The sequence below is a fragment of the Sphingobacterium puteale genome (assembly GCF_050986225.1).
In the GTDB taxonomy this organism is placed as follows: Bacteria; Bacteroidota; Bacteroidia; order Sphingobacteriales; family Sphingobacteriaceae; genus Sphingobacterium; species Sphingobacterium puteale.
In genome coordinates, this window is record NZ_CP158959.1 from 75,993 (window position 1) to 101,005 (window position 25,013).

Below are 25,013 nucleotides of genomic sequence, written 5' to 3' on the forward strand. Positions count from 1 at the left end.
ATCAGGCCTCCTTAACTTTTTCAATAATTACCTCTGTCCATTTTTCACCATTAACCGATATCCGGAGAAGATAGATTCCGGCCATCAGTTTATCTGTCGAAAATTCAACGTAATCTTCCTTTTTAAAGGAATTAATGGTCACTTTTCTTTTATCCTCGAAATTCACAAGTGATATGAATGGAGTAATAGCTCTACTTAAACAATCGGATTGAATCTTGATAGTTCTTTCAGTTTTGTTGATCAGGAGACGAGACCCATCTCCAATTTCCATCGCAATCTCTTTTTCCTCAACAGCGACAGTGTTCTCCGGGGCTGAAATATTTAGTGTAGGACAATTTATGCATAACCAGACCCTTTTTGTCTGATTTCCCGAAGCATCGAAGGTGAATGTGAGTTTTTGAGAAAATGCGTTCGAAGAACATGTTAAAAAAATAAGGGTACATAAAATAATGTAGCCTCGTATCCCTACCAGAGATTTGATATCAAAAATTATTAACTTTCCCATAATTTATCTGAACTGGTTATTCCCTCAAGGACTGTCGATGTGTCAAATCATAGTATACAATCCATTGTGCTTAACCCAAAATTAACTTTAAATCATATCACAATACGGACAAAAAAATATTCTCATTTAAAAAATTGGCCGAATCGTATTATAAATCTGATGATTTATGATCAAAAACTAAATTAATGGGAGTCTGTTGGCGATATATAACTAATATGGCTATTAAACTGAACGGTAATTTTTCGGGGTGGTTTTGTATTTTCTCTTGAATAGCCTACAAAAATAACTAGGGTTGTTAAAACCACAAAGTTCAGAAATCTGTTTTATGGACAGGTTCTTTTGGCAAAGAATGCTCCTGGCATAATCAAGTCGGTGATCGGTAACAAAGTCAATGATTGTTCTCTCTTCAACCTTATAAAATACTCTTCTTAGTGTTCTCTCAGTTATGTAGTAGCGTTCACATAAGGCATTGATATCGGTAATATTGGGCAAAAGGTAGCCTGATTTTAAATAACCTCTTATTTCATGAACTTTTTCTTCATTTGACATCCCTGACAGATGGATACGGTAATCCTGAGCTCTGTCATAGATCTTCAGAATCTCCTTGATCATAGGAAGAAGGAGCGATTCAAGGTCTACTTTTTCTGAAAGCGGTAAATGCCAAATCCTGAGAAGACTTTTAGCAAGCGAATGGCTCATAAAGAGCTTTTCCATATAGGATACGGAGCAGCCATTTTTTAAGGAAGACGATACAAATTTAGAAACCCTCGGAAGACTTGAGTTTTCCCGAAGGATCCAATCCTTCCGAAGTGAAATATAGAGCAGGATATTTCTTCCCGGCTCAAACGCCGCCTCATATACGTTGACATCATTAAAAGTGGCATAATAGGATCCGCGTATCGGCCTATTTAAAATATCTCCGTCAAGTGTCCTGAACGCAGTTTCTCCATCAAACATAAAGAACATAAAGAGCGAAGGTTCCAATACTTCGTAATAAATTGTTCTCTGCGTTTCGGTATTGAACTCTATGAGTTCCATATAATATAAGTAATTCCCATACCACTGAAATACAACACTTGCATTCTTGAGTTCATGATATTGGCAGTCCGCAAAAGGGATCCTATATGTAACATCTTCAGGCAACAAGTTTTTAGTCTTATAAATCCCTAGTCCTTCCAGATTAAATTTTATAGGTCTATTCATATTTTTAATCGGTCAAAGAGTGAATTATCTGTTTTTCTAATTTAATATTTTTTATCGACTGTCTGCTCAGTAAAACTGGATATTGAATTTTGGATGCTCTTTTTGATTTATAAAATTAATTTTAAGCTGTCTAAGAATTTCATCGAAACTTGTTTAAATAGTAAATAGTGACGAATCCCTTAATGAATCCCTCTGAACATTGTGCTATACAAATGTATTTCGTATGGCACAGATACTCACAAGTTATTCGGATTCTGAGTTCAAGGAACTTCTATCCGAGCAGGTAAAAGATGCTGTCAGGGAAGTCCTGAATGGCAATCCGGCAGAAAAAAAAGCCCCTCCCTCCGAAGGGATAGGCTATAGAACAAGATCAGAGACCAGAGAGCTTCTGGGGTAGCATATTCCACTATGCACTATTGGGAGAAAGGGGGCATATTGGTGCCTCGCAGAATAGGCCGAAAGGTATTCTATTCCGATCAGGCAATCCGAGAAGCCCTATCAAAGGCAGGAAAGGAGGTGGATAATGGGAGTGCACAATAATCCATCTCTCAAATTTCAAGCTATTCTTTCTCATCCGGGTGGATGCGGCATATAATTTTTCCGCTATCGACTTCTGTTTTTTCTTTAGAAAGCTGCTAAATGTGAGCGTACATTCAGTCGACAGGTTGGTACGGAAAGTTGGGCTTTAAAGAGCTGTAATTCAAGTCATTCATTTTATTAATAATAGAATCAAACTGATTGATTTTTTTGTTGGATCGAATTGATTAAAAAAATCCAGGCCATAAAGTTTACATTCTTTATTTTTATTCCAAGGTGTAAAAAGATTAGGAAAAGATCATGGTCCAAAAATGGGAAGATTTATTGAAGTTAGTTGAAGTGACGATGACTCGCTGTGGAATATTAGGGCATGGAAAGAGCCATATACTGGATAGCAGTCCAAGGAGTTTTTGGACAGCTATGAGGAAGAAAGAAACTTGATTTTTCATACTTACACCTCATGGGACAATGAAACCTCCACTTCGATTTGGAAAATTACTCTGGTAACAGAGGAGTGATCATGATTCTGTCCGAAAGACAATAAAATGAAAAAAACATAATGAGATTAACTAGTAACATATTCCCCATAGAAATTCCGTTCGATGATTTTCAGGTCCAGAGAGTTCCATACACGGAGAAAAGTTTGAAGGCATTTAGGGAGCAACACAACACGCAGTATTCATTTTTTAAAAAGGATGGCTATATCTATATTTCACCAAGTACCTCTGATCTTCCGTTATTGGGAACCTTGGTCACGTTAATAGTAGATGAGGAACCCCAAATTGTAGGTTCTCTGATCAGGCAAATATTCTTTAGGGCATTCAAGGATCGGTTTCCCCAGATTAAACCTTCATTCAACCCATTTAGGCTTCCATCATCAAAAGATGAACACAATCTTATCTTAGATGAACTACCAAACTCCCTAAAATCAACTATTACCTACAAAAAACTGAATGAGATAGATATAAAACGAACCACAGTTCAAGGGAAGAAGAAATTCATGTTAGTTATAGGAAGCTCTATAAATGGATGCTAAGAGAGAACTGTCAAAAGCTAGAAGAAATAAGATTTGACATAACCGGGTTGGATGTTGCAGATTTATTGCGGCATGAAAGCAGTAAGGAAGTAGTTGCACCGATTTTCCAATCGATAGGAAGGGTGAAACAGGTAAAAAATGATGTAGCCATTGTTGATACCAACAATGGGGATCTTGAGCTGCCCTTGAATGAACTTTACTTAAACAAAACTCACGAAAACATACGCCTATTTTTGGAGTTCGTTCTGGATCCTGTAAGGGCGGAAAGCATTTTGGGGAAGGTAAGGGCAAAGGAGTTCCTCCGCAACGATCCAACCATACTTCATAGAGAAATTTTCCAAATGGCCTAACATCTGTCACAATTGGAATTTAACAATGGTGACGGATTCTGTTTTTCTATGGGAAGCAACGGTACTACTGACTTTCCTTCTCTCAAATTGGAGAGCCCCAAATATCTGTTCGATGTATCACTGAGCAAAACAAATTCTTCCCCATCCAAAGGACTTTTGGAGTATGGTCCATACGATTTTGGGAAGTTTTTGGAAGTAAGTCATCCAAAAAAGTGCTTGTTGTCTGCCATAAAAACTCTTCCGGTGCATTTTCACAATTCCTAGGTCGATTAAAGGAAGGGTACAGTGAAGCTCCTTCTTTTGCTAAGGGATTTATTGCCATGTATAGATTACATGATATGGACATTCAGATTGTAGAAGTGGGGAGCTATGATGCTGAGGTGTTTATGGGGCAGATCAAAAAAGCGGTAGAGAAAAGTGAGCGAGGTTTTGATATTGCTATTATCGAAACTAGGGAAGAGTTCAAAAGACGCCCACCACAGGACGATATATACTGGATGAGCAAAGCCTATCTCTTGCAGCATGGGATAACGGCACAGTACATTAAGGAAACCAATGCCAGGGAATCAAAATTTTTACTTGACTCATGCGTACTTCAGATGTATGCCAAGTTGGGAGGCACTCCTTGGGTGCTTCCGTCAAGCCCAAATATCGCCCATGAACTTATAGTCGGGGAGGGAAGTTCCCTAATACGCAGCAACCTATATGCTGGTGCTCAGTAACATAGGCTTGTAGGGATCACCTCATTCTTCAATGCAGACGGAAAATATATTTTTAGCTCACGATCCAGAGAGGTTGCTTATCAAGAATATTTCGAGGAACTATTATCAAGCTTAAAGGGATCAATAGATACCATATCCAGAGAACAAGGGTGTGAAGATGGAGCAATTGTTCGGATTATTTTCCATGTGTTCAAACCAATGAAGGACCTTGAGGTAGAAGTGGTGGGCAAACTCATCGAACAGTATCCGCAATTTGATATAAAGTTTACCTTTGTCTCTTTCGGAGAAAACCATCCCTATTTGATTTTCGACCTTCACCAGAATGGTGTTTCATCTAGATTTTCATCCTCCGTGAAAGGAAAATTCACTCCCTCACGTGGCACCAATTTGATGTTGGAATCAGGGGTCTGTCTGTTGTAACTGAAGGGACCGACTGATATCAAATCCGGTAAGCAGGGCTTTACCGGGCCATTGTTAATAAGGATCCATCCAAGGTCAACTTTTACGGATCCGACTTACATCGTTCAGCAAGTGTATCACCTTACCAACATTTCGTTCAGGACTTTTAACCCAACGCAATTACCGGTATCATTGATGTACGCCACCTTTATTACGGATCAGCTCAACAAGCTCAGTAACATCCCTGGATGGGATCCATTATTTGTCAGGCCTTTTAGGAATAAAAAATGGTTCCTATAGAACAGGGAGCATTCTTTCAGAGGCTCAGGGACTATCCACTCAAACCGATCATCCAAGAAATTACCTCCGACAAGGTAGGAAATTACTCCGATGATACATCCAACGCGAGCAATCTTGCGCTGAACCTCCTTATCGCAGTAAAAGTAAACAACAGGGACGCAGCAAAAAAATATGTCCAAATATTGTCCAAGAGGCGACCTACCAAGGAAAGCCACTGGACATATGACAACTATCTTTTGTTCAGCGTTGTGACAGCAATAGCAAAATTCGGATTAGAGACAGCTTGGGTGTCAGAGGTGATCAATCTTTCTCTGTCAGGCTCTTTCGGCGAAGATAAAAAGATCAAGGAAACCTTCAAGAATATCCTGGCCGGCAATCTAAATGCAAAGAACGATTTTCACCAAATATCAATGCTCTACCAGTCCATTTCCGGAGATGAACAGTTTCAGTCAATGCAGATCAATAGTGTATTCTCCGCACACTGGATGAAGCTTTTCCCATATTATGAGGACGATTTTTTAAATTTATCATCCCTCAGAGCAATAGAAATTGCAGTTGAGAAAAAATCATTGTTAAACGCCCAACAACAATACGATCTAGACGTTTTTTTGCCAACCTTCAACCGTAGAGCGGATCTTTTGGCGAATATTATTTCTTGGCTAATAGTTATTTCACTAATGGCGATATCATATGGCTTAGTTAAACTTAATGCCATTGAAAAAGATTTTCCTGCTGTAGTTAAGATGATTTTTCTCTTGATCGGTCTTTCTGGTGTAGGTATTTTGGGCATCATAGGTTGGAAAAAAGGAATCGCAAGGTTTATAAGAAAAATCTTCAATTCATTTTTTCGATTTAAACGTATCGATATGTGACAATTATCATTTAGAAATAATTAACAATGGATGGTAACACTAGCCTTATTATTAGATTATAAATCTCAGGCAAACTTTCTCATAGAATTTACAAAGATATACTTAAATATGAAATCAAACTGCAGGCGTTTTGTTTTTTAATAACCACCAATTTCTCTTTTTTATTTCTTTAACAAGTTAGTTTATAGGCTGTTGTGTTGTGAGCGTTTGTTTTGATACAAATACGCAGATTATTGAGATAATTCGATAGTCTCAAAAATTTTACATTACCTACTTTTGAGTAATCAATTATAAAGCAGAACATCTTAGAGAAATATTAGAAACCAAAATTTAAGAGATATCCAATAAGTTTTTTGAACAAAACACAAAGTACAATGCGAATGATCAGTAGCATGGCACGAAGTTACCATTTAACAACGAACAGAGAGCCCCTAACAAGACATCAAGCTGTACCATGTTTGGGATTTGAAAACGAAAGCCAAAAATGAAAAAAAGTAATTTAATAAAACGAGGAAGACTTTGAAACTGATGCAATAAAGTCTTTTTTAGCTGTAAAAAGCTAATACCATTTAGCTTTAATTTTAAATAATCAATTATGTGTAAATTTTTAAAAAAAGTTTGCCCTTCGAAAGGGCGGGCATCAATTCGTTCGTCCTAAATTTTTGATGCAAGGAAAATTAATTTAGCCCCAAACAAGCCTTTTGTACGATAAACCTTAAGATAAGATATCCGGAAGCTTTGTTTGGCCACAGAAAAAAGTATTTGAAATAAATTCTAACCAATTATAACTTATGAGAACAAAACAAGTAGCGCATAGAGGCTTGTACCTTTGTGGTAGACTCTGGGTCTTTATGATTCTCACCTTTGGTCTTTGGTCCTGCAAGAATGATACACCTGCAATGATCGGTGAAGCGAAGCCTTTTGACCCTACTAAACCCGTGGTCGTATCTGATTTTAGCCCAAAATCAGGTGGTATGGGACAGCGTCTGATTATTTATGGACAAAATTTTGGCAATGATCCTAAAAATGTCGCCGTCTATATCGGCGGAAAAAAGGCTGTTGTCATCAATGCTTTGGGCGAATCTCTTTATTGCCTGGTGCCAAAGCAGGCTTTTAAGGGGGATATCGAAGTGCGGGTAGGGGGAGAAGATAAACCCGTAATCGGGAAAGCGGAGAATAACTTTGAATACCAACGTAAACTGGTTGTATCTACGCTCGCCGGTTACAGGAATGCCCGTGGCGATGAACCGTGGAAGGACGGTAAATTTAAAGATGCTGACCAAAACAAAATGGCCAGTGGTTTTTGGCTCTCCTCTTTTATGAGGTTTGACCCTACGAATCCCAAACATCTGTGGGTGACATTTGATGACAATAATGGCCTTTATCTGGTTAATTTTGAAGATAGCACGATTACCAAAAAGCGCTCCGATTTTAACCGTCCACGTAGTGTAGATTTTTCGGTAGATGGGAAATATATGATTGTGGCGCAAGATCGGGGCGGAGAGAATGATGAGTCTACCCTATTGTTTTCCCGTGCAAAGAGCTTTCTCGATAAAGAAGTACTGACCAAAAGTAGACAATGTAATGGGGCCTCCATTCACCCAGTTAATGGAGAAATGTATTTTAACAGTTATGCGAAGGGAGAGTTCTTCCGTTTTGATCTCAATCAGTATTTCACGGATAAAACGGTAAAAGCTGAGCAGTTATATGTGATTCAGGATCCGGAGTGGGAATATCGGGCCTTGATTCATCCGACTGGAAACTACGCGTATATTTTGGTGATTAACCAAGGTTATATTATGCGTGCAGATTACAATTGGGATAAAAAGCGGTTTAACCAACCCTACTTAGTTTGCGGTAAAGTCCGTGAATCTGGCTATAAAGATGGGGTCGGATCCTCAGCCCGTGTCAATCAGCCCTACCAAGGGGTGTTTGTCAAAAATCAAGCCTATGTGGAAGCAGGTAAGCCTGACGTCTATGATTTTTATTTTACAGACCTTATGAATCATGCCATTCGTATGCTTACGCCTGAAGGTGCTGTAACAACTTTTGCCGGCAGAGGTAGTTCAAGCCTGAATACTAATCCTTACGGTTATGTTAATGGAGATCTAAGGGCAGATGCTCGTTTTGATCGACCATCAGGTATTGCCTATAATGAAAAAGAACAAGCTTTTTATATCGGAGACCGGGAGAATAGGCGAATTCGTAAGATCGCACTGGAAGAAATGGATGAAAATGACCAAGATTAACCTGTGATAAGATGATGAATAAAATATTACTAACATGTATGGCGCTTCTTAGTTTCAGCTGGAGTGTGTTCGCACAGGAAATTGTTGAAGTAACGGGTGCCATTGTCGATGCCCAAAAGACTCCGCTGATCGGTGTCAGTATCTCTGTGAAAGATGCTCCCGGTTTAGGGACAACCACGGACAGCAAGGGTAACTATAAGATAAAGGTAGAGCGCTACAAAACACTCGTATTCTCCTCCGTTGGGTACCAAAAGCAGGAGGTACTTGTGAAAGATTCACATATTGTTAATGTGAGCATGAAAGAATCGGAGACCAGTGTATTGGATGAGGTGGTGGTAACGGGTACTGGAACGCAAAAGAAGCTAACATTGACCGGTGCCGCGAGTACGGTGGATGTGGAGACGATGAAATCTAACCCCACTTCAAGCATAACAAATGCACTTGCCGGAAATGTCCCCGGAGTTATGGCGATGATGCAGTCTGGTCAGCCCGGCAGAAACATCTCCGAATTTTGGATAAGGGGTATTTCTACTTTCGGTGGCGGTAGCGCAGCCTTAGTCTTAGTGGATAATGTCGAGCGCGATATCAATGATATCAATATCGAAGATATTGAAACATTTACAGTGCTTAAAGATGCAGCGATGACCGCAATTTATGGTTCTAGAGGAGCAAACGGCGTTATCCTGATCACAACTAAACGCGGTAAAGAGGGAAAAATCAACATCAGTTTTAAGGATGAAACCATTTATAATACGCGTACGATTACGCCTGAATTTGAGGATGGTGTAACTTATGCTAACCTACTAAATGAGGCCCGAATTACTCGAAATTTTGAACCTATTTATCGCCCCGAAGAATTAGAGATCTTGCGTCTGGGACTTGATCCCGATCTTTATCCCAATGTCAACTGGAAAGACCTCTTGTTGAAAGATGGGGCAATGACCTATCGGGCAAACCTCAACATGACCGGTGGCGGGGCTACAGCGCGTTACTTTGTGTCCGGAAGTTATGTGGATGAAGGCGGTATGTATAAAACGGATGAAACTTTGCGCAATGATTATAATACAAATGCCAATTACAGGCGTTGGAATTACCGCCTGAATACGGATATAAACGTGACCAAGAGTACCATATTGAAAGTTGGTGTCGCCGGGTCGCTCGATAAAAGAAATAGTCCGGGGCTGGGAGACCAGGATCTCTGGGGCTCTTTTTTTGGATATTCTCCGATCAGTACACCGGTACTGTATTCCAATGGTCGTGTCCCCACAATAGGAGATGGCAATAAGATCAATCCATGGGTCATGTCAACACAGTCGGGATTCAATGAAAATTGGCAAAACAAAGTGCAGACCGATGTCACCATCGAACAGAACTTTGACTTTATTACCAAAGGTTTAAGACTTAGAGGGATTGTCGGTTTTGATACCTATAACAATAACAATATCACGCGTATTAAATTACCTGAATTATGGCATGCCGAACGTGCGCGTGATGAGAATGGAAATCTGATTTTTACGCATAAGGCTAATCCCAGAGAAATGGAACAAGGGGGGTATTCTGAGGGAAATAGAAGAGAGTTTTATGATGTCATGTTTAATTATGATCGCAAAATTGGAGACCATAATTTGGGTGCGGTTGCACGTTTTACAAGAGATGCTTTTACCAAAACAGTTGATTTGGGCAGAGATATCAAAAATGGAGTATCTCGACGTAACCAGGCACTAGCAGGAAGATTAACCTATAATTGGAAGTCACGTTATGTTGCTGATTTCAATTTTGGTTATACAGGTTCAGAAAACTTTGCCATGGGGCAACAATATGGCTTTTTCCCTGCTGTAGCAGCAGCATGGAATATCTCAGAGGAGCCTTTTGTCAAGAATAATATTCCTTGGCTGAATTTGCTTAAAGTACGTTACTCCTGGGGTAAGGTCGGAAATGATCAGCTTAAAATAGGCGATAACAGCGAACGCTTCCCGTACTTATATACGATTGAGGAAATCTGGCGTAGGGATGCCAATGGGAATCTTATTCTGGACCCTAGTGGTCAGAAGATTCCGGTAGGGGGGTATCAATGGGCTGACTATGGTCTGGATCGTTATTATGGTGGTATTCGGTATACCCAGGTGGCTTCGCCCTACGTAACATGGGAAATGGCTACCAAAAATAACCTGGGTTTGGATATCGCTTTGTTTCGGGATAAAATTGTCGCCAACTTCGATTTCTTTGATGAGAAACGCACCGGCATTTATATGGAACGAAGATTTTTGCCAAGCATGGTTGGTTTGGAGAGTATTCCAAGAGCTAATGTGGGTGGCGTAAAATCACGTGGTTTCGACGGACGCTTGGAATATAAACAGAAGATCGGTGAATTGAACCTTACGGCACGTAGCAATATCACCTATAGTAAGAACGAAATTACGGCAATCGATGAGGAAAATAACGTATATGGTTATCAAAATCAAAAAGGCTATCGTGTGGATCAGTCTATAGGATTGATCGCTTTAGGCTTGTTTAAAGATTACGATGATATTCGCAATAGCCCGAAACAACAGTTTGATAATAATTCCCCCAATTATCAGCCCGGAGATATAAAATATAAAGATGTCAATGGAGATGGCATAGTGGATGATGGAGACAGGGTGGCCATAGGAGCAACGCGGAGACCTAATTTGGTTTATGGTGTAGGTGCTTCAGTGAGTTGGCGGGGATTTGACCTTAGTGTCCATTTCCAAGGATCAGGGAAGTCTACTTTTTCGATTTATGGAAAAACGGTGCAAGCCTTTCGTGAGGGCGAATGGGGGCAGGTAATGAAAGGTGTCATGGGCGATAATCGTTGGATTTCTGCCGACATATCAGGCGATCCATCAACCGAAAACCCGAATGCATCTTATCCACGCTTAAGTTTTGGAGACAATATTAATAATTTCAGAGAGTCAACATTTTGGTTAAAAAACGGACAATATCTTCGTTTGAAAACCCTGGATATAGGTTATACACTGTCAAAACACCTGACCAATCGGATTAAGGCCAATAGTATTCGCCTATTCCTCGTCGGCTCAAATTTATTGACCTGGTCAAAATTCAAACTTTGGGATCCGGAGCTGGCAACACCAAGGGGTGAGGATTATCCCCTACCCAAGTCATTTACATTTGGCATCAATATTAACCTATAAAATTAGAAAAAGATGCAAAGAAAGACATTATATATTGCGTTGATGCTCATTTTGGGCACGAATGTGATCTCTTCCTGTAAAAAGGATTACTTAAAATCCGACCAATATTTTAAAGATCGGATCACCTTGGAAAAAACATTTAAAAGCAAGCTGTATTCGGAGAAATGGCTGGCTCATGTGTTTGAGGAGTTTAAAGGTGAAAATGCTGATGTAGCCAGTAAAGGCCTGACACCGCACTGTTTCGCGGATGATATGTATTATGGTGATCGGGACAAGGATTACGATCCATCAAAAAATGAACTGTCCTATAATATGTTTAAAATGGGGTTATATACCGAAACTGATAAACAGGGGACATGGACTCAATCGTATCGCGGGATTCGGAATGCTTCAACCTTTATTCATAATATATACATGAATACCGAGATGTCTGAGGCCGAAATCGTAGATTATCGAGGGCAGGCGCGTTTTGCGCGGGCTTACCTCTATTGGTTATTGCTCCGTAAATATGGACCAATTCCGATATTGCCCGATGAAGGCCTGGATTATACAGATAGTTATGAGGAACTGGCTATCTCGCGAAACACCTATGATGAGTGCGCTGAATTTATCAGCAACGAACTATTAACGGCTGCGAAAGAAATGGAAGCCCTTGGGATGAGACGTGGACAGGATGGCTCTAGTCGCCCTTCTGTAGGGGCAGCATTGGCTGCGAGGGCTAAGGTGCTTCTGTATGCTGCAAGTCCATTGGCCAATGGGAATAATTCAGCTTATGCTGCCCGGTTGGTAGACAAGCAGATGAAACGCCTGTTGTCTGCCGATTATAAAGAAGAGAAATGGGCAAAGGCTGCAGCCGCTGCACGCGATGTCATTGAACTGGGGGTATACCGGCTGTACACCGCACCTTTTCAGGAAACGGGTGATGATGCAACAGTCCGACCTCCTCAGGATCATAATTTTTCGAATAAAAGCTGGCCAGCAGGTTGGGCGGACATTGATCCTGCCAAATCATATGCAGAGGTCTTTAATGGGACATTGACTGCTTCGGGTAACCCGGAGTTAATATTTACCCGAGGTAACAACCAGCCGAATGAGGGTATCGACCAAATGGTCATCCACCAGCTGCCGCGTTCAGCAACGGGATGGAATACGCATGGCCTGACACAGAAGCTGGTGGACGCTTATTATATGAATGATGGTACGGATGTTCCGGGTAAGGATAAAGAAATCGGCCGTGGAAATGGTTCAAATCGTGTTAGTGGTTTTGTGACCCAGGAAAATTATGACAACAAAAAATACAGACCATTGCGTCCCGGTGTGTCCTTGCAATATGCAAACCGAGAACCGAGATTCTATGCTTCGGTGGCTTATAGCGGAAGTTTTTGGACACTGCTTAATGAAACAAAAGAGGAAAACCGCAACAAACAAATCTTCTATTATAGCGCTGATCCGAAAGGAAACGGCTTTAATTCGGCGAATGGGTATTGGTTGCGTACAGGTTTCGGGGTTAAGAAGTTTGTTCATCCAAGTGATACTTACGAAGGCGGAGTTGGCTCACGTATTATTCCTAAGGCCGAGCCGGCCATCCGTTATGCGGATGTATTGCTGATGTATGCTGAGGCACTAAATGAGTTAAGCGGTTCGTATACCATTCCGTCTTGGCGCGGAGCAAGTTACTCGATCAGTCGTGACATTGCCGAAATACAAAAAGGTATACACCCTGTCCGGATCCGTGGTGGTGTACCCGATTATCCGGCAAGCGTATATGGGAATAAGAACGAATTGCGAAAAACAATAAAACGGGAGCGCTTTATTGAGCTTATGGGCGAAGGTCAACGTTATTATGATCTACGTCGTTGGATGGATGCGTCTGTTGAAGAAGCGCTACCAGTTTATGGCTGTAACGTTTTGATGAACGTAGAGGAACGTGACCTTTTTTATCAGCCCGTCGCGATCTGGACCTTGAAGACAACCTTTGCCGACAAAATGTGGTTTTGGCCGATTAGCCATACCGAACTTAAGCGCAATAAGAATCTGACTCAAAATCCTGGATGGACTTATAATGATTAACCAAATATGCATTTTATGAACAAGTCATATATACAGTTGTTGTTCCTCACTTTACTTGTTGTCTGCAGCTCTTGTAATGATGAATGGAAAGAGGAACAATTCGAACATTACATCTCTTTTAAGGCTCCCTTGGAAAGTGAGGGCGTCGCGAATATCTATGTTCGTTACAAGGATGGGCAAAAGACCACCTTTATGCAGCCACTGGAAGTCAGCGGATCGACAACCAACGATAAAAATCTTTCGGTCAAAGTGGGAGTGGATGCTGATACATTGGGCGTGCTGAATTACGAGCGATTCCAAACGAGGACGGATTTTTATTATAAACAGCTCAGTACGGACTATTTTGCGATTCCATCAGCGGTGGATATCAAGTCTGGGGAAAATACCGGATTAATGGCCATTGATTTTACACTGAAGGGTATTGATATGACCGAAAAATGGGTGCTTCCCTTGACCATTTTGGATGATCCGGGGGCTAAATATAAGGTCAATCCCCGGAAACATTATAAAAAAGCACTATTACGCATCAACCCTTTTAACAATTACTCCGGGACCTATAGCGGGACAGCCCTGAAGGTTGTTATGGAAGGACATGAAAATGAAACCCCGATTGTAAAAAGTCAAATCAAGAGTTATGTTGTCGATGAGAATACGATCTTCTTTTATGCGGGTAATATAGATGAAGAGCGAAAGGACCGGAAGAATTATCAAGTTTTTGCAACATTCAATGACAAGGGTGGGGTAAGCTTTCATTCGACAAATCCAAATATGAAGTTCGTTGTCAAAAAAGATGCAAGTTATACCGTTTCAGAACAGATGGACGCCGTCCGTCCTTATTTATTGCATCGTTATATCACAATCAATAACGTGGATTACGAATTTACGGATTATACCCTTGTTTCTACTACGGCGATCAAATTCAAGGTTTCTGGCTCATTGATTTTGGAGCGTCAGCTCAACACGCAGATTCCAGACGAGGATCAGGCTATTGAATGGTAAACTTTATCAAACCATTCGGCGAGCTATTGGTTATATCATAAGGTATAAAAAGATAGTGTTATGATTGGTATAGTAGGAGGTCTTGGTCCTTATGCGGGCTTGGATATAGCCAGGAAAATTATAGATGAAACAGTGGCAGGTTCCGATCAGGAACACTTGCCACTGTTATTGTTTTCCTGTCCGAATCTGATTCCAGATCGTTCTGCATATTTATTGGATACATCGAAGGAGAACCCAGGAAAGGCAATAGCGCTGATTTTAAAACAACTGGAACAGGCTGGCGCAACGATTGCGGCAATTCCGTCGAATACGGCGCATGCAGAACCGATTTTTTCAGTTATTCAGGATGAGATGGCCCGGTTAGGGAATGAACTGAAGTTGCTTCATATTGTTCATGAGACAGTGCGTTTTGTCGATGAGAACTATCCAGATAGCACTATAGGTGTGTTATCGACAGCAGGTGAACAGGCTTATAGCCAGTATCGGGAAGCTTTTATGAAAAAAGGATTTCCTGTCGTAGAACCTGAAGGTGCACAGAAAGAAAAAGTAAACAATGCTATTTATGATAAAGATTATGGTATTAAGGCACAACCAGAACCAATAGCCAATAAGGCAAGAGAAGATTTGTTAATGGCTATGGATGATTTGAAAAAACAGGGCGCACAGGTGATTATTTTGGGATGTGCCGAATTGCCATTGGCCATTCCCGAAAGAGATCACAATGGAATGACCGTAGTGGATCCCAATCGAATCCTCGCCAGGGCACTTATTCAGGCTGTAGCTCCTGGTAAACTCAAAATACTTTAGTGAGGTTTTTTGTCAAATTGGCAGATTTTTCACTAAAAAGCTTGTTGGTATGAGTTTTGCCCTCTGATTAATAGTTATTTATATAACAGGGAGAACAGATGCAAAAGATCATACACCGAGAAAACGATCGTGGCCATGTTGATTTTGGTTGGTTGAAAAGTGCCCATTCATTTAGCTTTGGGCAGTATTTTGATCCTGAAAAAATAAATTTTGGAGCATTACGAGTATTAAACGATGATCAGGTGGAGGGCGGTCAGGGTTTTGGCCGTCATGGCCATGACAATATGGAAATCGTGAGTATACCTTTGGAGGGAATACTTTCCCATCAGGACAGTATTGGCAATGTCCGTAATATTGAAACAGGAGAAGTACAAATTATGTCCGCGGGTAAAGGGGTGAAGCACTCAGAGTTTAATGGAGATCAGAAAGATCTTGTTAGATTTCTGCAAATATGGGTTATACCCAATGAAATGAACCTCACACCGGGTTATGATCAAAAATCTTACCTGCATTTAAATCGCCATAATACGTTTGCAACCATTGTATCTCCTGATAGTTCTGATCCGGACGCCGTTCATATTCATCAGGATGCGTATTTCAGTCTTGCGGATTTGGATGAAGGGAATACAGTTTCGTATACTGTTCATTCGGAAAGAAATGGTATGTATCTTTTTGTGCTTGAAGGAAAGGTAAAAGTGGCCAACGAAACTTTATCCCGAAGAGATGCTATCGGCATCTACGATTCGGAAAACATAGAGATCACAGCAGATTATAATGCAAAATTGCTGCTGATTGAAGTCCCCATGTTCTAATACAGCTCATATCTTATTAGGATTTAGCTGGACTGATGTCATCATCCTAATTATATCTTGTACTTTGGTGTGCAACCTTGAAAAAGTGTGGCTGATGAAGTCAGGGAGGAAGAAATCTAAACGCATTGAATATAAAAGAGAGCCCTCGTAAATAATGGGCTCTTTTTTTGTAAATTGGGGTAAGAATAGTTATCACATCCATGAATGATTTATTGTACGCTTTTGAAGGCCGCGATGTCTTACTGATTATGTTATCCGTTCTGATCGGACTTTTAATTGGTATCGAACGCGAGTACAGGAATAAATCCGCAGGATTGCGGACTTTTATACTGGTGAGTTTTGGCTCATGCCTATTTACAATTCTTTCACTGAAAATTGGAACTGGAAATCCGGATCGGTTAGCCGCCAATATTATTACGGGTATCGGTTTTTTAGGAGCTGGTGTAATCTTCAAGGAAGATAACAAAGTTAGCGGCATAACAACGGCGACCACAATATGGGCAACCGCATCTCTGGGTATGTGTATTGGTGCTGGTTACATCTTTCTGGCTTTTATCGGCGTGGGGTTGGTTTTAGTGATTTTAGGATTACTGACTTATTTGCAAGCCTATATTGATAATTATCATAAAATTAAAGATTATGAGCTTCAGACCTTATCCGAAGCGGACTTTGAACATACTGATCAGTTGATTAAACAGATGAAGTTTAAAGCAACTATTGTCAATCAGCGGTATACAAAAGAAAGCCTAAATACCATATGGCGCTTGACTGGAAACATAAGGCAACATCGAGAATTCATGGAGATTTTGCGAAGAGATAAACAAGTGGTTGCCTATCAATATTAGGAGGGGTAACCTGGATCTGACTCCTGTGCAGGAGAGATTTTTTGTAACAATTGATTCACCTCGTCTTCGGTCGCGGTCAATTTTGCGCGGCATACTTCAATGAGGTCGGACGCACGTTTTATTTTTTCAGCAAGCTCATCAATATTTGTTGTGCCGTTTTCAATTTCTTTCACAATTGTTTGTAATTCGTTGAAGGCGTCGGTATAAGTATATTTTTGCTCCATTTTATTTTATCTTCTTAAAATTTTTCAGTTTAAAATAGTACCGGTTAGCTGTTTTCGGAACTGTCGCTATGCGCTTTCTTATGCGTTACAGTACTTATAATTTCACCATCTTCCAGAATCGTTTGAATCAGGTCGCCCGGAGATAGCTGATCAAGAGATTGGAGTAACTTGCCATTGACTTTTGTGATGGAAAATCCTTGTTTGAGCAGTCGCCGCGGATCAGAAAGCTGGATAATCCGTTCGGTGTGCGCTAAAGCCGTTTTATGTTCATAAAACCGTAGTTTGATCAAGGCGCCCAGCTCTTGCTGCATATGCTGAATATTGGTACGTGCAGTCTGAAGTTCTCTTTTTCCGACCCATTGGATATGCGTTGCCATTTGAGACAAGAAGTTTCTCTCTTCCTTAAACCGTGTCAAGATCAGATGTTGGATTCCTTCCGCTGCCTTTTCGATTGGGACAGAAAAATTGTGGAATTTTTGAATAAGGAAATCTGCCAGTTCACTCGGTGTGATCGCATTTTTGTAGGCGACCATCTCACTCACAGTATAGTTGGTAGAATGGCCAATGCCGGTCAATATAGGAATGGGAAAGATCGCTATTGCCTTTGCCAGCAAATAATTATTGTAGCTGGATAGGCCAACCTCTCCGCCGCCACCACGAATAATGGCAACCACGTCAAATTCAGCTATTTTATCCGCAATGACCGCGAGTTGATTGATAATTGAGGGAATGGATTTATCTCCCTGTAAGAGCGCTGGAAATAGTGTGCATTCCAACTTGTAACCCCAGGGATTTTGATTTATAATTTTGTAAAAATCAGAAAGACCTTTGCTTGTCTCCACCGAAATAATTGCTAGCTTTTTTGGAAGCATTGGAAACGGAATAGATTTATTGGCCTCGTAAATGCCCTCTTCTTTGAGCTTTCTAATGCTGTCCAATTTTTCTTTCTCCAGTTCCCCTAAGGTAAAAGTAGGATCAATATCAACAATCCTTAAGCTTAAACCATACATCGGATCATAGGAAATGCTCGCCTGAAATAACATGGTAATGCCTTCCCTTAAGGGTTCTTGGGCAATTTTCAGAAAATTGTTATTGATTCGGGTGAAATCTGCTTTCCACAGAGTTGATCTGATCTCTGCAACGACTTTGCCATCTTGTTTTTCAACGAGTTCGGGGTAACAATGTCCGGAATGTGTATAGTGGTTGAGCTTATTCATCTCCGCCTTGATCCAATATAAGCTCTTGTAACGCTCAGCAAGCGTTTTTTGGATACTTTTGCTCACCTCTAACAGGGAAAATATTGTTTTATTTTGAATCAATTCCGGCATTAATCAAACTTACAGAAAAAAAAAGATTTATACTTGCTCATCCCGAAAATCCCTAACCGGGGCCTTTAAAAAACAAGCGTAACAAAATTGATTTTTTTACTGAAATGGACTTGGCTTTTTTATTTTATTCGTATTTTTATTTGATAGAACCTAAAAAACGATAAAAACAGAATGAAAAAAGGATTTTTCGGGGTGTTATTTGCAGGTTTGTTCTGTATTGCCCCCCTGTTCGCTCAATATAAGTCGACCATAAAAAACGAAACCATACTTTATAATAATGTAGATCAGCTGCTGCCACTCACAGGGCTAGATCAACGGCGCATTGCTGTCGTTGTTCCAAATGTGGACAAATATGCTGCGTTTATAGGCCAGCTGACGCGTTATGCGAATACAGCGCTTTTTGATTTTAGTAAATTTGACGAAGATATCAAGTATTATAATACGATTATTGTAGCTGGCAAGGAAGATGATTTGGATGCAGATTGTTTGGCGCAGCTCAGGCAGGCAGTCCTGAACAATAAAAAGGTTGTGCTCTGCCATTTCTTTGAACATGAGCGAAGCAAAAAGACTGTGTCTGAGCATCCGCAATCCGATTTGATTGAACTGCTGGCGCCTTTTACCGCTGTCGGTCAACGCAATGCCGCCATGTCTATTTTTGGCGGAGCAGCCATTACTGAAGGAAACGTCAAGACGGCTCAAACGCGACTTCAATACAGTTTTGGTGAAAACTCAAGTCTGAACTTGGGTAAATTGACCAAAAAAATTGATGCCATTGCACAAGAAGCAATTGAGAAACAGGCGACTCCGGGAGCGGTCGTGATGGTTATCAAAGACGGGCAGGTGTTATTGGAAAAATCATACGGTTATCATACCTACACGAAGGCAGTTCCAACGAAAACGAGTGATATCTTTGATCTGGCCTCAGTCAGTAAAATCGCGGGTACTACTCCAGTTATTATGCGTCTGACCGAACGTAATATCATTAATCTGGACAGTACCATGGGGCACTATCTGTGGCAAGCGAAGTATACAAATAAAAAAGATATCAAATTGCGTTCCGTAATGCTGCATGAAGCTGGCTTTACGCCATTTATCCCATTTTATAAATATTTGAAGGCCGGAGATGTTGTTGCCAGTCCAGATCAACAGCATCAGGTTAAGATGGCTGACAATAGTTATATTCTCAACCATTACTATCGGGATGTGATGTGGCCCGAGATGTTAAATTCTCCAGTTAAGCCAACAGGAAACTATGTGTATAGTGACATCAGCATGTATGTGATGAAGGAAGTTGCCGAACATCAGACGGCAGTACCTTTGCAGGATTATGTTCAGGAAAATTTCTATCGACCATTAGGAATGACACATGCGGGGTATCTTCCAAGGGAACGATTTTCAAAAGAGCAGATTGTACCTACGGAGCAGGATACTTCATTTCGCAGGACATTATTGGAAGGGTATGTGCACGATCAAGGAGCAGCTATGGCGGAGGGAGTCGCCGGACATGCGGGGTTATTTGCCTCCGCCAATGATCTGGCGATATATGGACAACTGTTGCTGAATCGGGGTGAATATGGCGGAGAGCGCTATTTTAAGACTGAAACGATAGATCAGTTTACCAGTAAGCAGTCCACCTCAAGTCGGAGGGGACTGGGGTTTGACCGCTGGGATCCAAACCCGAAAAATGAATATCCATCTAAATTGGCCAATAGCACTGTCTTCGGACATACTGGTTACACAGGTACCTGTATCTGGATAGATCCGCAAAATCAACTGGTCTATATCTTTTTATCCAATCGGGTGCATCCGCAGGTCAGTACCAAATTGTTGGATCTCAATATCCGCAGCCGGATTCAGGATGCGATTTATGAAACAATCAATGAGGTGAAAAAATGACAAAAAAATTAGTGCTTATGGGCTTATGCATGTTATCCTTAAATCACTTGAGCCATAGTCAGGATTATAAGCAAATTCATGCAGACATGGTTGTTGTTGATGGGCATAATGATGTGATCTATGAATCTATTTTTCAGGGAAAAGATATCGGTCGGCGTCTGAATTCCGGCGCCACGGATTTGCCACGGCTAAAGGAAGGTGGAGTAGATGTACAAGTATTTGCTGTTTGGTCCGATGATGCGAAATGGAAGACCGGAGCATTTGAGCATGCCAATGCGCAGATAGATTCGCTGGAGAAAATGGTAGCGACGAATGCGGGAACTATTGCCTTGGCTAAATCAGTGGATGATATCGACACAATTCTAAAAACTGGAAAAATTGCCGCAATTATTGGTGTGGAGGGCGGTAATATGATTGAGGAGAGTATTGATAATCTTGTCCGGCTCCATGAACGTGGCGCGAAATATTTGACCTTGACCTGGAACTATAATCTACCGTGGGCAAGTTGCGCTGCGATGGAGTCCAAAAAGATGGATTCGAAGGCAAAGGGATTAACGAATCATGGGAAAGCGATCGTTAAAAAAATGAACGAACTTGGCATGCTAGTCGATCTCTCCCACGGTGGCGAGCAGACTTTTTATGATGTACTTGCGGTTTCCAGTAAACCAATATTAGTGTCGCATAGCAATGCCTATCGTTTATGTCCACACTTCCGAAACCTGAAAGATGAACAATTGGAAGCATTGAAGAAAAATGGCGGTGTGATCGGTGTGAACTTTTACTCTGGTTTTTTAGACCCGACCTATGAAACAAGGTTAAAGAAGATCTACAAAAAACAAGTTGGAGAGGAAGCCGATATGACAAAAAGCACCTGGAGTATGTATGATCAGTTATCCAAGGAGGCGAAATACGAAGTTGATGCACCATTATCCAAATTATTGGATCACATTGATTACCTAGTAAGGAAAGTAGGTATTGATCATGTTGCGGTTGGGTCGGATTTTGACGGCATCGAATCGTCACCTCAGGGCTTAGAAGATGTTTCAAAATTTCCTTTATTGACAAAGGGACTTTTGGAAAGAGGTTACAACAAAGCAGATATCGCTAAAATCATGGGTCAGAATTTTTTGCGGATTTTAAAAGAAAATGAAAGGTAAGGTAACGGATAGAAATTTGTAATTTCGTAGATGGCAAAAACAAAATCGGCATATTTCTGTCAAAACTGCGGCTATGAATCTCCCAAATGGATGGGACAGTGTCCTTCGTGCAAACAATGGAATAGTTTTGTTGAGGAGGTGGTCGAAAAGTCAAGCTCAAAAGTTCCTGAATGGCGAAGCACGACAACAACAGGGAATGCAAAGCGGGCAAACAAAGCTGCTATTATTCATGAAATTGTATACCAGGATGAATCGCGTATCCTAACTCCAGATCAAGAGTTCAACCGTGTATTAGGTGGCGGCATAGTTCCGGGCTCCTTGGTGTTGATCGGTGGTGAGCCCGGAATAGGAAAGTCCACCTTGATGCTGCAGCTGGCTTTGTCCATTCCACAGGTCAAAACACTCTATATTTCCGGAGAGGAGAGTGAGCAGCAGATCAAGATGCGGGCCGAACGATTGTCGCAGTCCTCTAAAGCCAATTGTTATATTCTGACGGAAACATCCACACAAAATATTTTCAAGCAGATTGAAACCGTACAGCCCAATGTTATTGTCATCGATTCCATCCAAACGCTGCATTCATCACAGATTGAATCGGCACCGGGTTCGGTTTCCCAGGTGCGGGAATGTACAGCTGAATTACTCCGGTTCGCCAAAGAAACCAGCACACCTGTATTTATTGTAGGGCATATTACCAAAGATGGTTCCATTGCAGGACCGAAAGTCTTGGAACATATGGTCGATACCGTACTCCAATTTGAGGGTGACCGCCATCACGTCTACCGTATATTGCGTGCGGTAAAAAATAGGTTTGGCTCCGCTTCGGAATTGGGTATATATGAAATGCAGGGTTCCGGATTGCGGGAGGTGTCCAATCCGTCCGAAATTATGATTTCACAACGTGATGAGCCCGTGAGTGGGGTTTCCATTGCGGCCATGCTAGAGGGCATGCGGCCAATGATGATTGAAGTTCAGGCTTTGGTTAGCAATTCCGCATTTGGAACTGCCCAACGCTCATCTACAGGTTATGATACAAAACGATTAAACATGTTGTTGGCTGTATTGGAAAAGCGATTTGGTTTTCGGTTAAGCGCACAGGATGTATTTTTGAATATTGCCGGAGGACTTCGCGTTGAAGACCCAGCCATCGATCTGGCAGTTATCGTGGCTATTATTTCGTCACAACAAGATATTCCGATACGGAGCAACCTGACTTTTGCCGGCGAGGTCGGCTTATCGGGAGAAATCAGGGCAGTCAACCGGATTGAACAACGTATCCAGGAAGCTGAGAAGCTGGGTTTTGATGGAATCTTTATTTCCAAGTTTAATACCAAAGGACTGGATGCCAAGAAATATAATATTGCCATTAGGCCAGTGGCTAAATTGGAGGATATTTTTAGCGCTTTATTTGGCTGATTTGCTAAAACATATATTAAAAAGAATAGGTGCCTGATTTTTGGGCACCTATTCTTTTTAATATGGTTATTATTCCCCTATAGCCTCATCTCTGATGCTGACTTTGAAGGAGACAGCAACCATATATACCGAAAACCTACTTCAAAACTTCTTTTAGCTTTTCACGTAAAGCATCGCCATGCAAGTTTTTGGCAATGATTTTTCCATTGGGGTCAATCAATACATTTTGAGGGATAGACTTTACTGCGTATAATGTGCCGACATCATTTTGCCAGCGTTTTAAGTCAGAAACATGTCTCCAGTGTAGCTTATCCGCATGAATGGCTTTGATCCAGGAGTTGCGGTCCTTGTCAAAGGATATACCCAGGATTTCAAAGTTGTCTCCTTTGAACTGTTGATAAGTTTTTACGAGATCAGGACTTTCAACGCGACAGTCCGGACACCAGGAAGCCCAAAAATCAAGCAGTACATACTTGCCTTTGAAATCGGATAGTTGTACAGGGTTGCCTGTTGTGTCATTTTGTGTAAAAGCAGGTGCGACTTTTCCGATCTGAACAGTCTCCAGTGCATTTAAATATTCCTGGAATTCTTTTCCTTCACTGGAGTTCTTGACATTATCGCTCAGAGTGTTATAAAGGGCTTGTAGCTCAGTATAGACAGGGTCGTAGCCGCCTACACGACGCAAATCAACTAATGTTGAAATGGAATCCGGTGCTGCTTTAACACGGGCAATGTATTCCTGTTTGGTCAATTCTTTTTTCTGGGCTGAACCAAAGAGCGGAAGAACCAAAAAAAGTAGTGTGATGTATTTTATCATGTTGCTATTCTTCTATATATTTACAAATATAAGAAAATCCACTAATTTAGTAGATTAATAAAATGTCAAAAAATGAACTTCAACCTAATAGCTAAACTTCCACATGTCGGTACATCGATCTTTACCCAGATGACCACGCTTGCCAATGCGGAGCAGGCCCTGAACCTTTCACAGGGATTCCCGGACTTTGAAACAGATCCCAGGCTAACCCAATTGGTTTCTGCGGCGATGGAAAAAGGACATAATCAGTATGCGCCGATGATCGGCGCACAAAGTCTGCGAGAGACGATCGTAAATAAATACAAGGTTGTATATGACGTGGATGTAGATCCTTCAGAGGAACTCACGATAACAGCCGGGGGAACTCAGGCCATCTTTACAGCTCTAGCAACAGTGGTCGGGGCTGGAGACGAAGTGATTATATTCGAACCGGCATACGATAGTTATGCCCCAACGATCGAATTGTTTGGGGGTAAGGTTATTCCGGTTCGATTATTGGCACCGGATTTTCAAATTGACTGGGATTATGTGGCCACGTTGATCAACGAAAAAACACGACTGGTGATTATCAATAATCCGAATAATCCTACGGGAAAAGTTCTCGGAAATGAAGAATTGAATAAACTTGGCAAGCTTCTGGAAGGTACGGGCACTCTGCTGCTCAGCGATGAAGTCTATGAGCATCTTGTCTTTGATGGCGTTGAACCGCAATCAGTTTTGAGCATTCCGGCCTTGCGCGAGCGGAGTTTTGTTGTTGCTTCTTTCGGAAAGCTGTTGCATACGACAGGCTGGAAGATTGGGTACTGTGTAGCTCCGGCCATGCTGACACGAGAATTTCGAAAGATTCATCAGTTTAACGTGTTCAGCGTCAATACACCAATGCAAATTGCGATCGCGGAATATTTAAAAGATATTGCGTACATCGATAATCTCGCTGGTTTTTTTGAGAAAAAAAGAGACTTGCTCAAAAATGGTTTGAAGGAATCCCGTTTTAAAGTACTACCCTGTGAAGGTACCTATTTTCTGAATCTGGATTATAGTGCAATCAGTCAGGAGAAAGAATTCGATTTTGCCCGTTATTTGACAACACATCATAAAATAGCGACAATCCCGCTCTCTGCATTCTACAAACAGGCTACAGATCAACAAGTTTTGCGCGTTTGTTTCGCCAAGCAGGACGTTACTTTATCGGAAGCGGTAGCTATTTTGAATAAAATTTAGCCTGTTTTAGATGCTAAATTTGGGGCTAAAAGGTTTTATTTAAAATATTGTTAAGAACAGGGCACTTTATTAAAA

Annotated in this window: 23 protein-coding genes; 18 read left to right on the forward strand and 5 right to left on the reverse strand. The window is 41.1% G+C overall.

The window, feature by feature from the left end:
* Position 1: 1 nt before the first annotated feature.
* The gene (locus ABTV71_RS00365; RefSeq protein ID WP_433901867.1) at positions 2–505 is read right to left on the reverse strand and encodes a hypothetical protein; all 504 of its coding nucleotides are present in this window, start codon (positions 503–505) and stop codon (positions 2–4) included.
* Between the two features lie 222 nt (positions 506–727).
* Positions 728–1,708 carry a helix-turn-helix transcriptional regulator gene (locus ABTV71_RS00370; protein ID WP_433901868.1) on the reverse strand — a complete coding sequence of 327 codons (981 nt, stop codon included), beginning with the start codon at positions 1,706–1,708 and terminating at the stop codon, positions 728–730.
* A 223-nt stretch (positions 1,709–1,931) separates the two neighbouring features.
* Here ABTV71_RS00370 and ABTV71_RS00375 point away from each other — a divergent pair, with 223 nt between their 5' ends.
* The 14 genes from ABTV71_RS00375 (at position 1,932) to ABTV71_RS00440 (ending at position 16,879) form a co-directional block, all read left to right on the forward strand.
* Positions 1,932–2,105 (forward strand): hypothetical protein, encoded by a 174-nt coding sequence (locus tag ABTV71_RS00375; RefSeq protein WP_433901869.1) that lies wholly within the window; start codon positions 1,932–1,934, stop codon positions 2,103–2,105.
* An 11-nt stretch (positions 2,106–2,116) separates the two neighbouring features.
* Positions 2,117–2,248 carry a hypothetical protein gene (locus ABTV71_RS00380; RefSeq protein WP_433901870.1) on the forward strand — a complete coding sequence of 44 codons (132 nt, stop codon included), beginning with the start codon at positions 2,117–2,119 and terminating at the stop codon, positions 2,246–2,248.
* A gap of 556 nt (positions 2,249–2,804) precedes the next feature.
* Positions 2,805–3,281 carry a hypothetical protein gene (locus tag ABTV71_RS00385; RefSeq protein ID WP_433901871.1) on the forward strand — a complete coding sequence of 159 codons (477 nt, stop codon included), beginning with the start codon at positions 2,805–2,807 and terminating at the stop codon, positions 3,279–3,281.
* A complete protein-coding gene (locus tag ABTV71_RS00390) occupies positions 3,275–3,631 on the forward strand; it encodes a hypothetical protein (RefSeq protein WP_433901872.1) in 357 nt (118 codons plus the stop codon). The genes ABTV71_RS00385 and ABTV71_RS00390 overlap by 7 nt, the downstream gene beginning before the upstream one ends.
* Positions 3,632–3,951: 320 nt before the next feature.
* Positions 3,952–4,353, forward strand: a complete 402-nt coding sequence (locus tag ABTV71_RS00395) for a hypothetical protein (RefSeq protein ID WP_433901873.1) — start codon at positions 3,952–3,954, stop codon at positions 4,351–4,353.
* A gap of 198 nt (positions 4,354–4,551) precedes the next feature.
* Positions 4,552–4,773 (forward strand): hypothetical protein, encoded by a 222-nt coding sequence (locus ABTV71_RS00400; RefSeq protein WP_433901874.1) that lies wholly within the window; start codon positions 4,552–4,554, stop codon positions 4,771–4,773.
* 266 nt (positions 4,774–5,039) lie between these two features.
* A complete protein-coding gene (locus ABTV71_RS00405; protein ID WP_433901875.1) occupies positions 5,040–5,924 on the forward strand; it encodes a hypothetical protein in 885 nt (294 codons plus the stop codon).
* A 791-nt stretch (positions 5,925–6,715) separates the two neighbouring features.
* Positions 6,716–8,173 (forward strand): IPT/TIG domain-containing protein, encoded by a 1,458-nt coding sequence (locus ABTV71_RS00410; RefSeq protein ID WP_433901876.1) that lies wholly within the window; start codon positions 6,716–6,718, stop codon positions 8,171–8,173.
* Between the two features lie 11 nt (positions 8,174–8,184).
* Entirely contained in the window at positions 8,185–11,346 is a 3,162-nt protein-coding gene (locus tag ABTV71_RS00415; protein WP_433901877.1) for a SusC/RagA family TonB-linked outer membrane protein, read from the forward strand.
* A 12-nt stretch (positions 11,347–11,358) separates the two neighbouring features.
* Complete coding sequence (locus ABTV71_RS00420) at positions 11,359–13,416, forward strand: RagB/SusD family nutrient uptake outer membrane protein (RefSeq protein WP_433901878.1); 2,058 nt, start codon at positions 11,359–11,361, stop codon at positions 13,414–13,416.
* 15 nt (positions 13,417–13,431) lie between these two features.
* Positions 13,432–14,415 carry a DUF4973 domain-containing protein gene (locus ABTV71_RS00425; protein ID WP_433901879.1) on the forward strand — a complete coding sequence of 328 codons (984 nt, stop codon included), beginning with the start codon at positions 13,432–13,434 and terminating at the stop codon, positions 14,413–14,415.
* Between the two features lie 60 nt (positions 14,416–14,475).
* Positions 14,476–15,222: an aspartate/glutamate racemase family protein gene (locus ABTV71_RS00430; RefSeq protein ID WP_433901880.1), complete on the forward strand. Its 747-nt coding sequence runs from the start codon at positions 14,476–14,478 to the stop codon at positions 15,220–15,222.
* A gap of 98 nt (positions 15,223–15,320) precedes the next feature.
* Positions 15,321–16,034 carry a pirin family protein gene (locus ABTV71_RS00435; RefSeq protein WP_433901881.1) on the forward strand — a complete coding sequence of 238 codons (714 nt, stop codon included), beginning with the start codon at positions 15,321–15,323 and terminating at the stop codon, positions 16,032–16,034.
* Between the two features lie 200 nt (positions 16,035–16,234).
* Positions 16,235–16,879 carry an MgtC/SapB family protein gene (locus tag ABTV71_RS00440; protein WP_433901882.1) on the forward strand — a complete coding sequence of 215 codons (645 nt, stop codon included), beginning with the start codon at positions 16,235–16,237 and terminating at the stop codon, positions 16,877–16,879.
* On the opposite strand, the gene xseB is transcribed toward ABTV71_RS00440, so the two are convergent.
* Together xseB and xseA are read right to left on the reverse strand one after the other, a co-directional pair.
* On the reverse strand, positions 16,876–17,103 hold the full coding sequence (gene xseB / locus ABTV71_RS00445; RefSeq protein WP_121125336.1) for an exodeoxyribonuclease VII small subunit: 228 nt from the start codon (positions 17,101–17,103) through the stop codon (positions 16,876–16,878). The genes ABTV71_RS00440 and xseB overlap by 4 nt on opposite strands.
* 44 nt (positions 17,104–17,147) lie before the next feature.
* Positions 17,148–18,431, reverse strand: coding sequence for an exodeoxyribonuclease VII large subunit (xseA, locus tag ABTV71_RS00450; protein WP_433901883.1), 1,284 nt, complete (start codon positions 18,429–18,431; stop codon positions 17,148–17,150).
* Positions 18,432–18,602: 171 nt separating this feature from the next.
* Between xseA and ABTV71_RS00455 the strand changes: the two genes are divergently transcribed.
* From ABTV71_RS00455 to radA, 3 genes are read left to right on the forward strand one after another with little or no spacing between them, the layout of a single operon-like run.
* Positions 18,603–20,327, forward strand: coding sequence for a serine hydrolase domain-containing protein (locus ABTV71_RS00455; RefSeq protein WP_433901884.1), 1,725 nt, complete (start codon positions 18,603–18,605; stop codon positions 20,325–20,327).
* The gene (locus tag ABTV71_RS00460) at positions 20,324–21,484 is read left to right on the forward strand and encodes a dipeptidase (RefSeq protein ID WP_121125334.1); all 1,161 of its coding nucleotides are present in this window, start codon (positions 20,324–20,326) and stop codon (positions 21,482–21,484) included. The genes ABTV71_RS00455 and ABTV71_RS00460 overlap by 4 nt, the downstream gene beginning before the upstream one ends.
* A gap of 30 nt (positions 21,485–21,514) precedes the next feature.
* Positions 21,515–22,900 (forward strand): DNA repair protein RadA, encoded by a 1,386-nt coding sequence (radA, locus tag ABTV71_RS00465; RefSeq protein ID WP_121125333.1) that lies wholly within the window; start codon positions 21,515–21,517, stop codon positions 22,898–22,900.
* A gap of 136 nt (positions 22,901–23,036) precedes the next feature.
* Here radA and ABTV71_RS00470 read toward each other — a convergent pair whose 3' ends face one another.
* Positions 23,037–23,717: a peroxiredoxin family protein gene (locus ABTV71_RS00470; protein ID WP_104384669.1), complete on the reverse strand. Its 681-nt coding sequence runs from the start codon at positions 23,715–23,717 to the stop codon at positions 23,037–23,039.
* A 72-nt stretch (positions 23,718–23,789) separates the two neighbouring features.
* Between ABTV71_RS00470 and ABTV71_RS00475 the strand changes: the two genes are divergently transcribed.
* Complete coding sequence (locus ABTV71_RS00475; RefSeq protein WP_121125332.1) at positions 23,790–24,938, forward strand: methionine aminotransferase; 1,149 nt, start codon at positions 23,790–23,792, stop codon at positions 24,936–24,938.
* Positions 24,939–25,013 lie beyond the last annotated feature (75 nt).

What these genes read in the sequence shown, in the direction of transcription:
- ABTV71_RS00365 (WP_433901867.1), bottom strand. Translation starts at nt 505, where the DNA reads ATGGGAAAGTTAATAATTTTTGATATCAAATCTCTGGTAGGGATACGA.
- ABTV71_RS00370 (WP_433901868.1), bottom strand. Translation starts at nt 1,708, where the DNA reads ATGAATAGACCTATAAAATTTAATCTGGAAGGACTAGGGATTTATAAG.
- ABTV71_RS00375 (WP_433901869.1), top strand. Translation starts at nt 1,932, where the DNA reads ATGGCACAGATACTCACAAGTTATTCGGATTCTGAGTTCAAGGAACTT.
- ABTV71_RS00380 (WP_433901870.1), top strand. Translation starts at nt 2,117, where the DNA reads ATGCACTATTGGGAGAAAGGGGGCATATTGGTGCCTCGCAGAATAGGC.
- ABTV71_RS00385 (WP_433901871.1), top strand. Translation starts at nt 2,805, where the DNA reads ATGAGATTAACTAGTAACATATTCCCCATAGAAATTCCGTTCGATGAT.
- ABTV71_RS00390 (WP_433901872.1), top strand. Translation starts at nt 3,275, where the DNA reads ATGCTAAGAGAGAACTGTCAAAAGCTAGAAGAAATAAGATTTGACATA.
- ABTV71_RS00395 (WP_433901873.1), top strand. Translation starts at nt 3,952, where the DNA reads ATGTATAGATTACATGATATGGACATTCAGATTGTAGAAGTGGGGAGC.
- ABTV71_RS00400 (WP_433901874.1), top strand. Translation starts at nt 4,552, where the DNA reads ATGAAGGACCTTGAGGTAGAAGTGGTGGGCAAACTCATCGAACAGTAT.
- ABTV71_RS00405 (WP_433901875.1), top strand. Translation starts at nt 5,040, where the DNA reads ATGGTTCCTATAGAACAGGGAGCATTCTTTCAGAGGCTCAGGGACTAT.
- ABTV71_RS00410 (WP_433901876.1), top strand. Translation starts at nt 6,716, where the DNA reads ATGAGAACAAAACAAGTAGCGCATAGAGGCTTGTACCTTTGTGGTAGA.
- ABTV71_RS00415 (WP_433901877.1), top strand. Translation starts at nt 8,185, where the DNA reads ATGATGAATAAAATATTACTAACATGTATGGCGCTTCTTAGTTTCAGC.
- ABTV71_RS00420 (WP_433901878.1), top strand. Translation starts at nt 11,359, where the DNA reads ATGCAAAGAAAGACATTATATATTGCGTTGATGCTCATTTTGGGCACG.
- ABTV71_RS00425 (WP_433901879.1), top strand. Translation starts at nt 13,432, where the DNA reads ATGAACAAGTCATATATACAGTTGTTGTTCCTCACTTTACTTGTTGTC.
- ABTV71_RS00430 (WP_433901880.1), top strand. Translation starts at nt 14,476, where the DNA reads ATGATTGGTATAGTAGGAGGTCTTGGTCCTTATGCGGGCTTGGATATA.
- ABTV71_RS00435 (WP_433901881.1), top strand. Translation starts at nt 15,321, where the DNA reads ATGCAAAAGATCATACACCGAGAAAACGATCGTGGCCATGTTGATTTT.
- ABTV71_RS00440 (WP_433901882.1), top strand. Translation starts at nt 16,235, where the DNA reads ATGAATGATTTATTGTACGCTTTTGAAGGCCGCGATGTCTTACTGATT.
- xseB (WP_121125336.1), bottom strand. Translation starts at nt 17,103, where the DNA reads ATGGAGCAAAAATATACTTATACCGACGCCTTCAACGAATTACAAACA.
- xseA (WP_433901883.1), bottom strand. Translation starts at nt 18,431, where the DNA reads ATGCCGGAATTGATTCAAAATAAAACAATATTTTCCCTGTTAGAGGTG.
- ABTV71_RS00455 (WP_433901884.1), top strand. Translation starts at nt 18,603, where the DNA reads ATGAAAAAAGGATTTTTCGGGGTGTTATTTGCAGGTTTGTTCTGTATT.
- ABTV71_RS00460 (WP_121125334.1), top strand. Translation starts at nt 20,324, where the DNA reads ATGACAAAAAAATTAGTGCTTATGGGCTTATGCATGTTATCCTTAAAT.
- radA (WP_121125333.1), top strand. Translation starts at nt 21,515, where the DNA reads ATGGCAAAAACAAAATCGGCATATTTCTGTCAAAACTGCGGCTATGAA.
- ABTV71_RS00470 (WP_104384669.1), bottom strand. Translation starts at nt 23,717, where the DNA reads ATGATAAAATACATCACACTACTTTTTTTGGTTCTTCCGCTCTTTGGT.
- ABTV71_RS00475 (WP_121125332.1), top strand. Translation starts at nt 23,790, where the DNA reads ATGAACTTCAACCTAATAGCTAAACTTCCACATGTCGGTACATCGATC.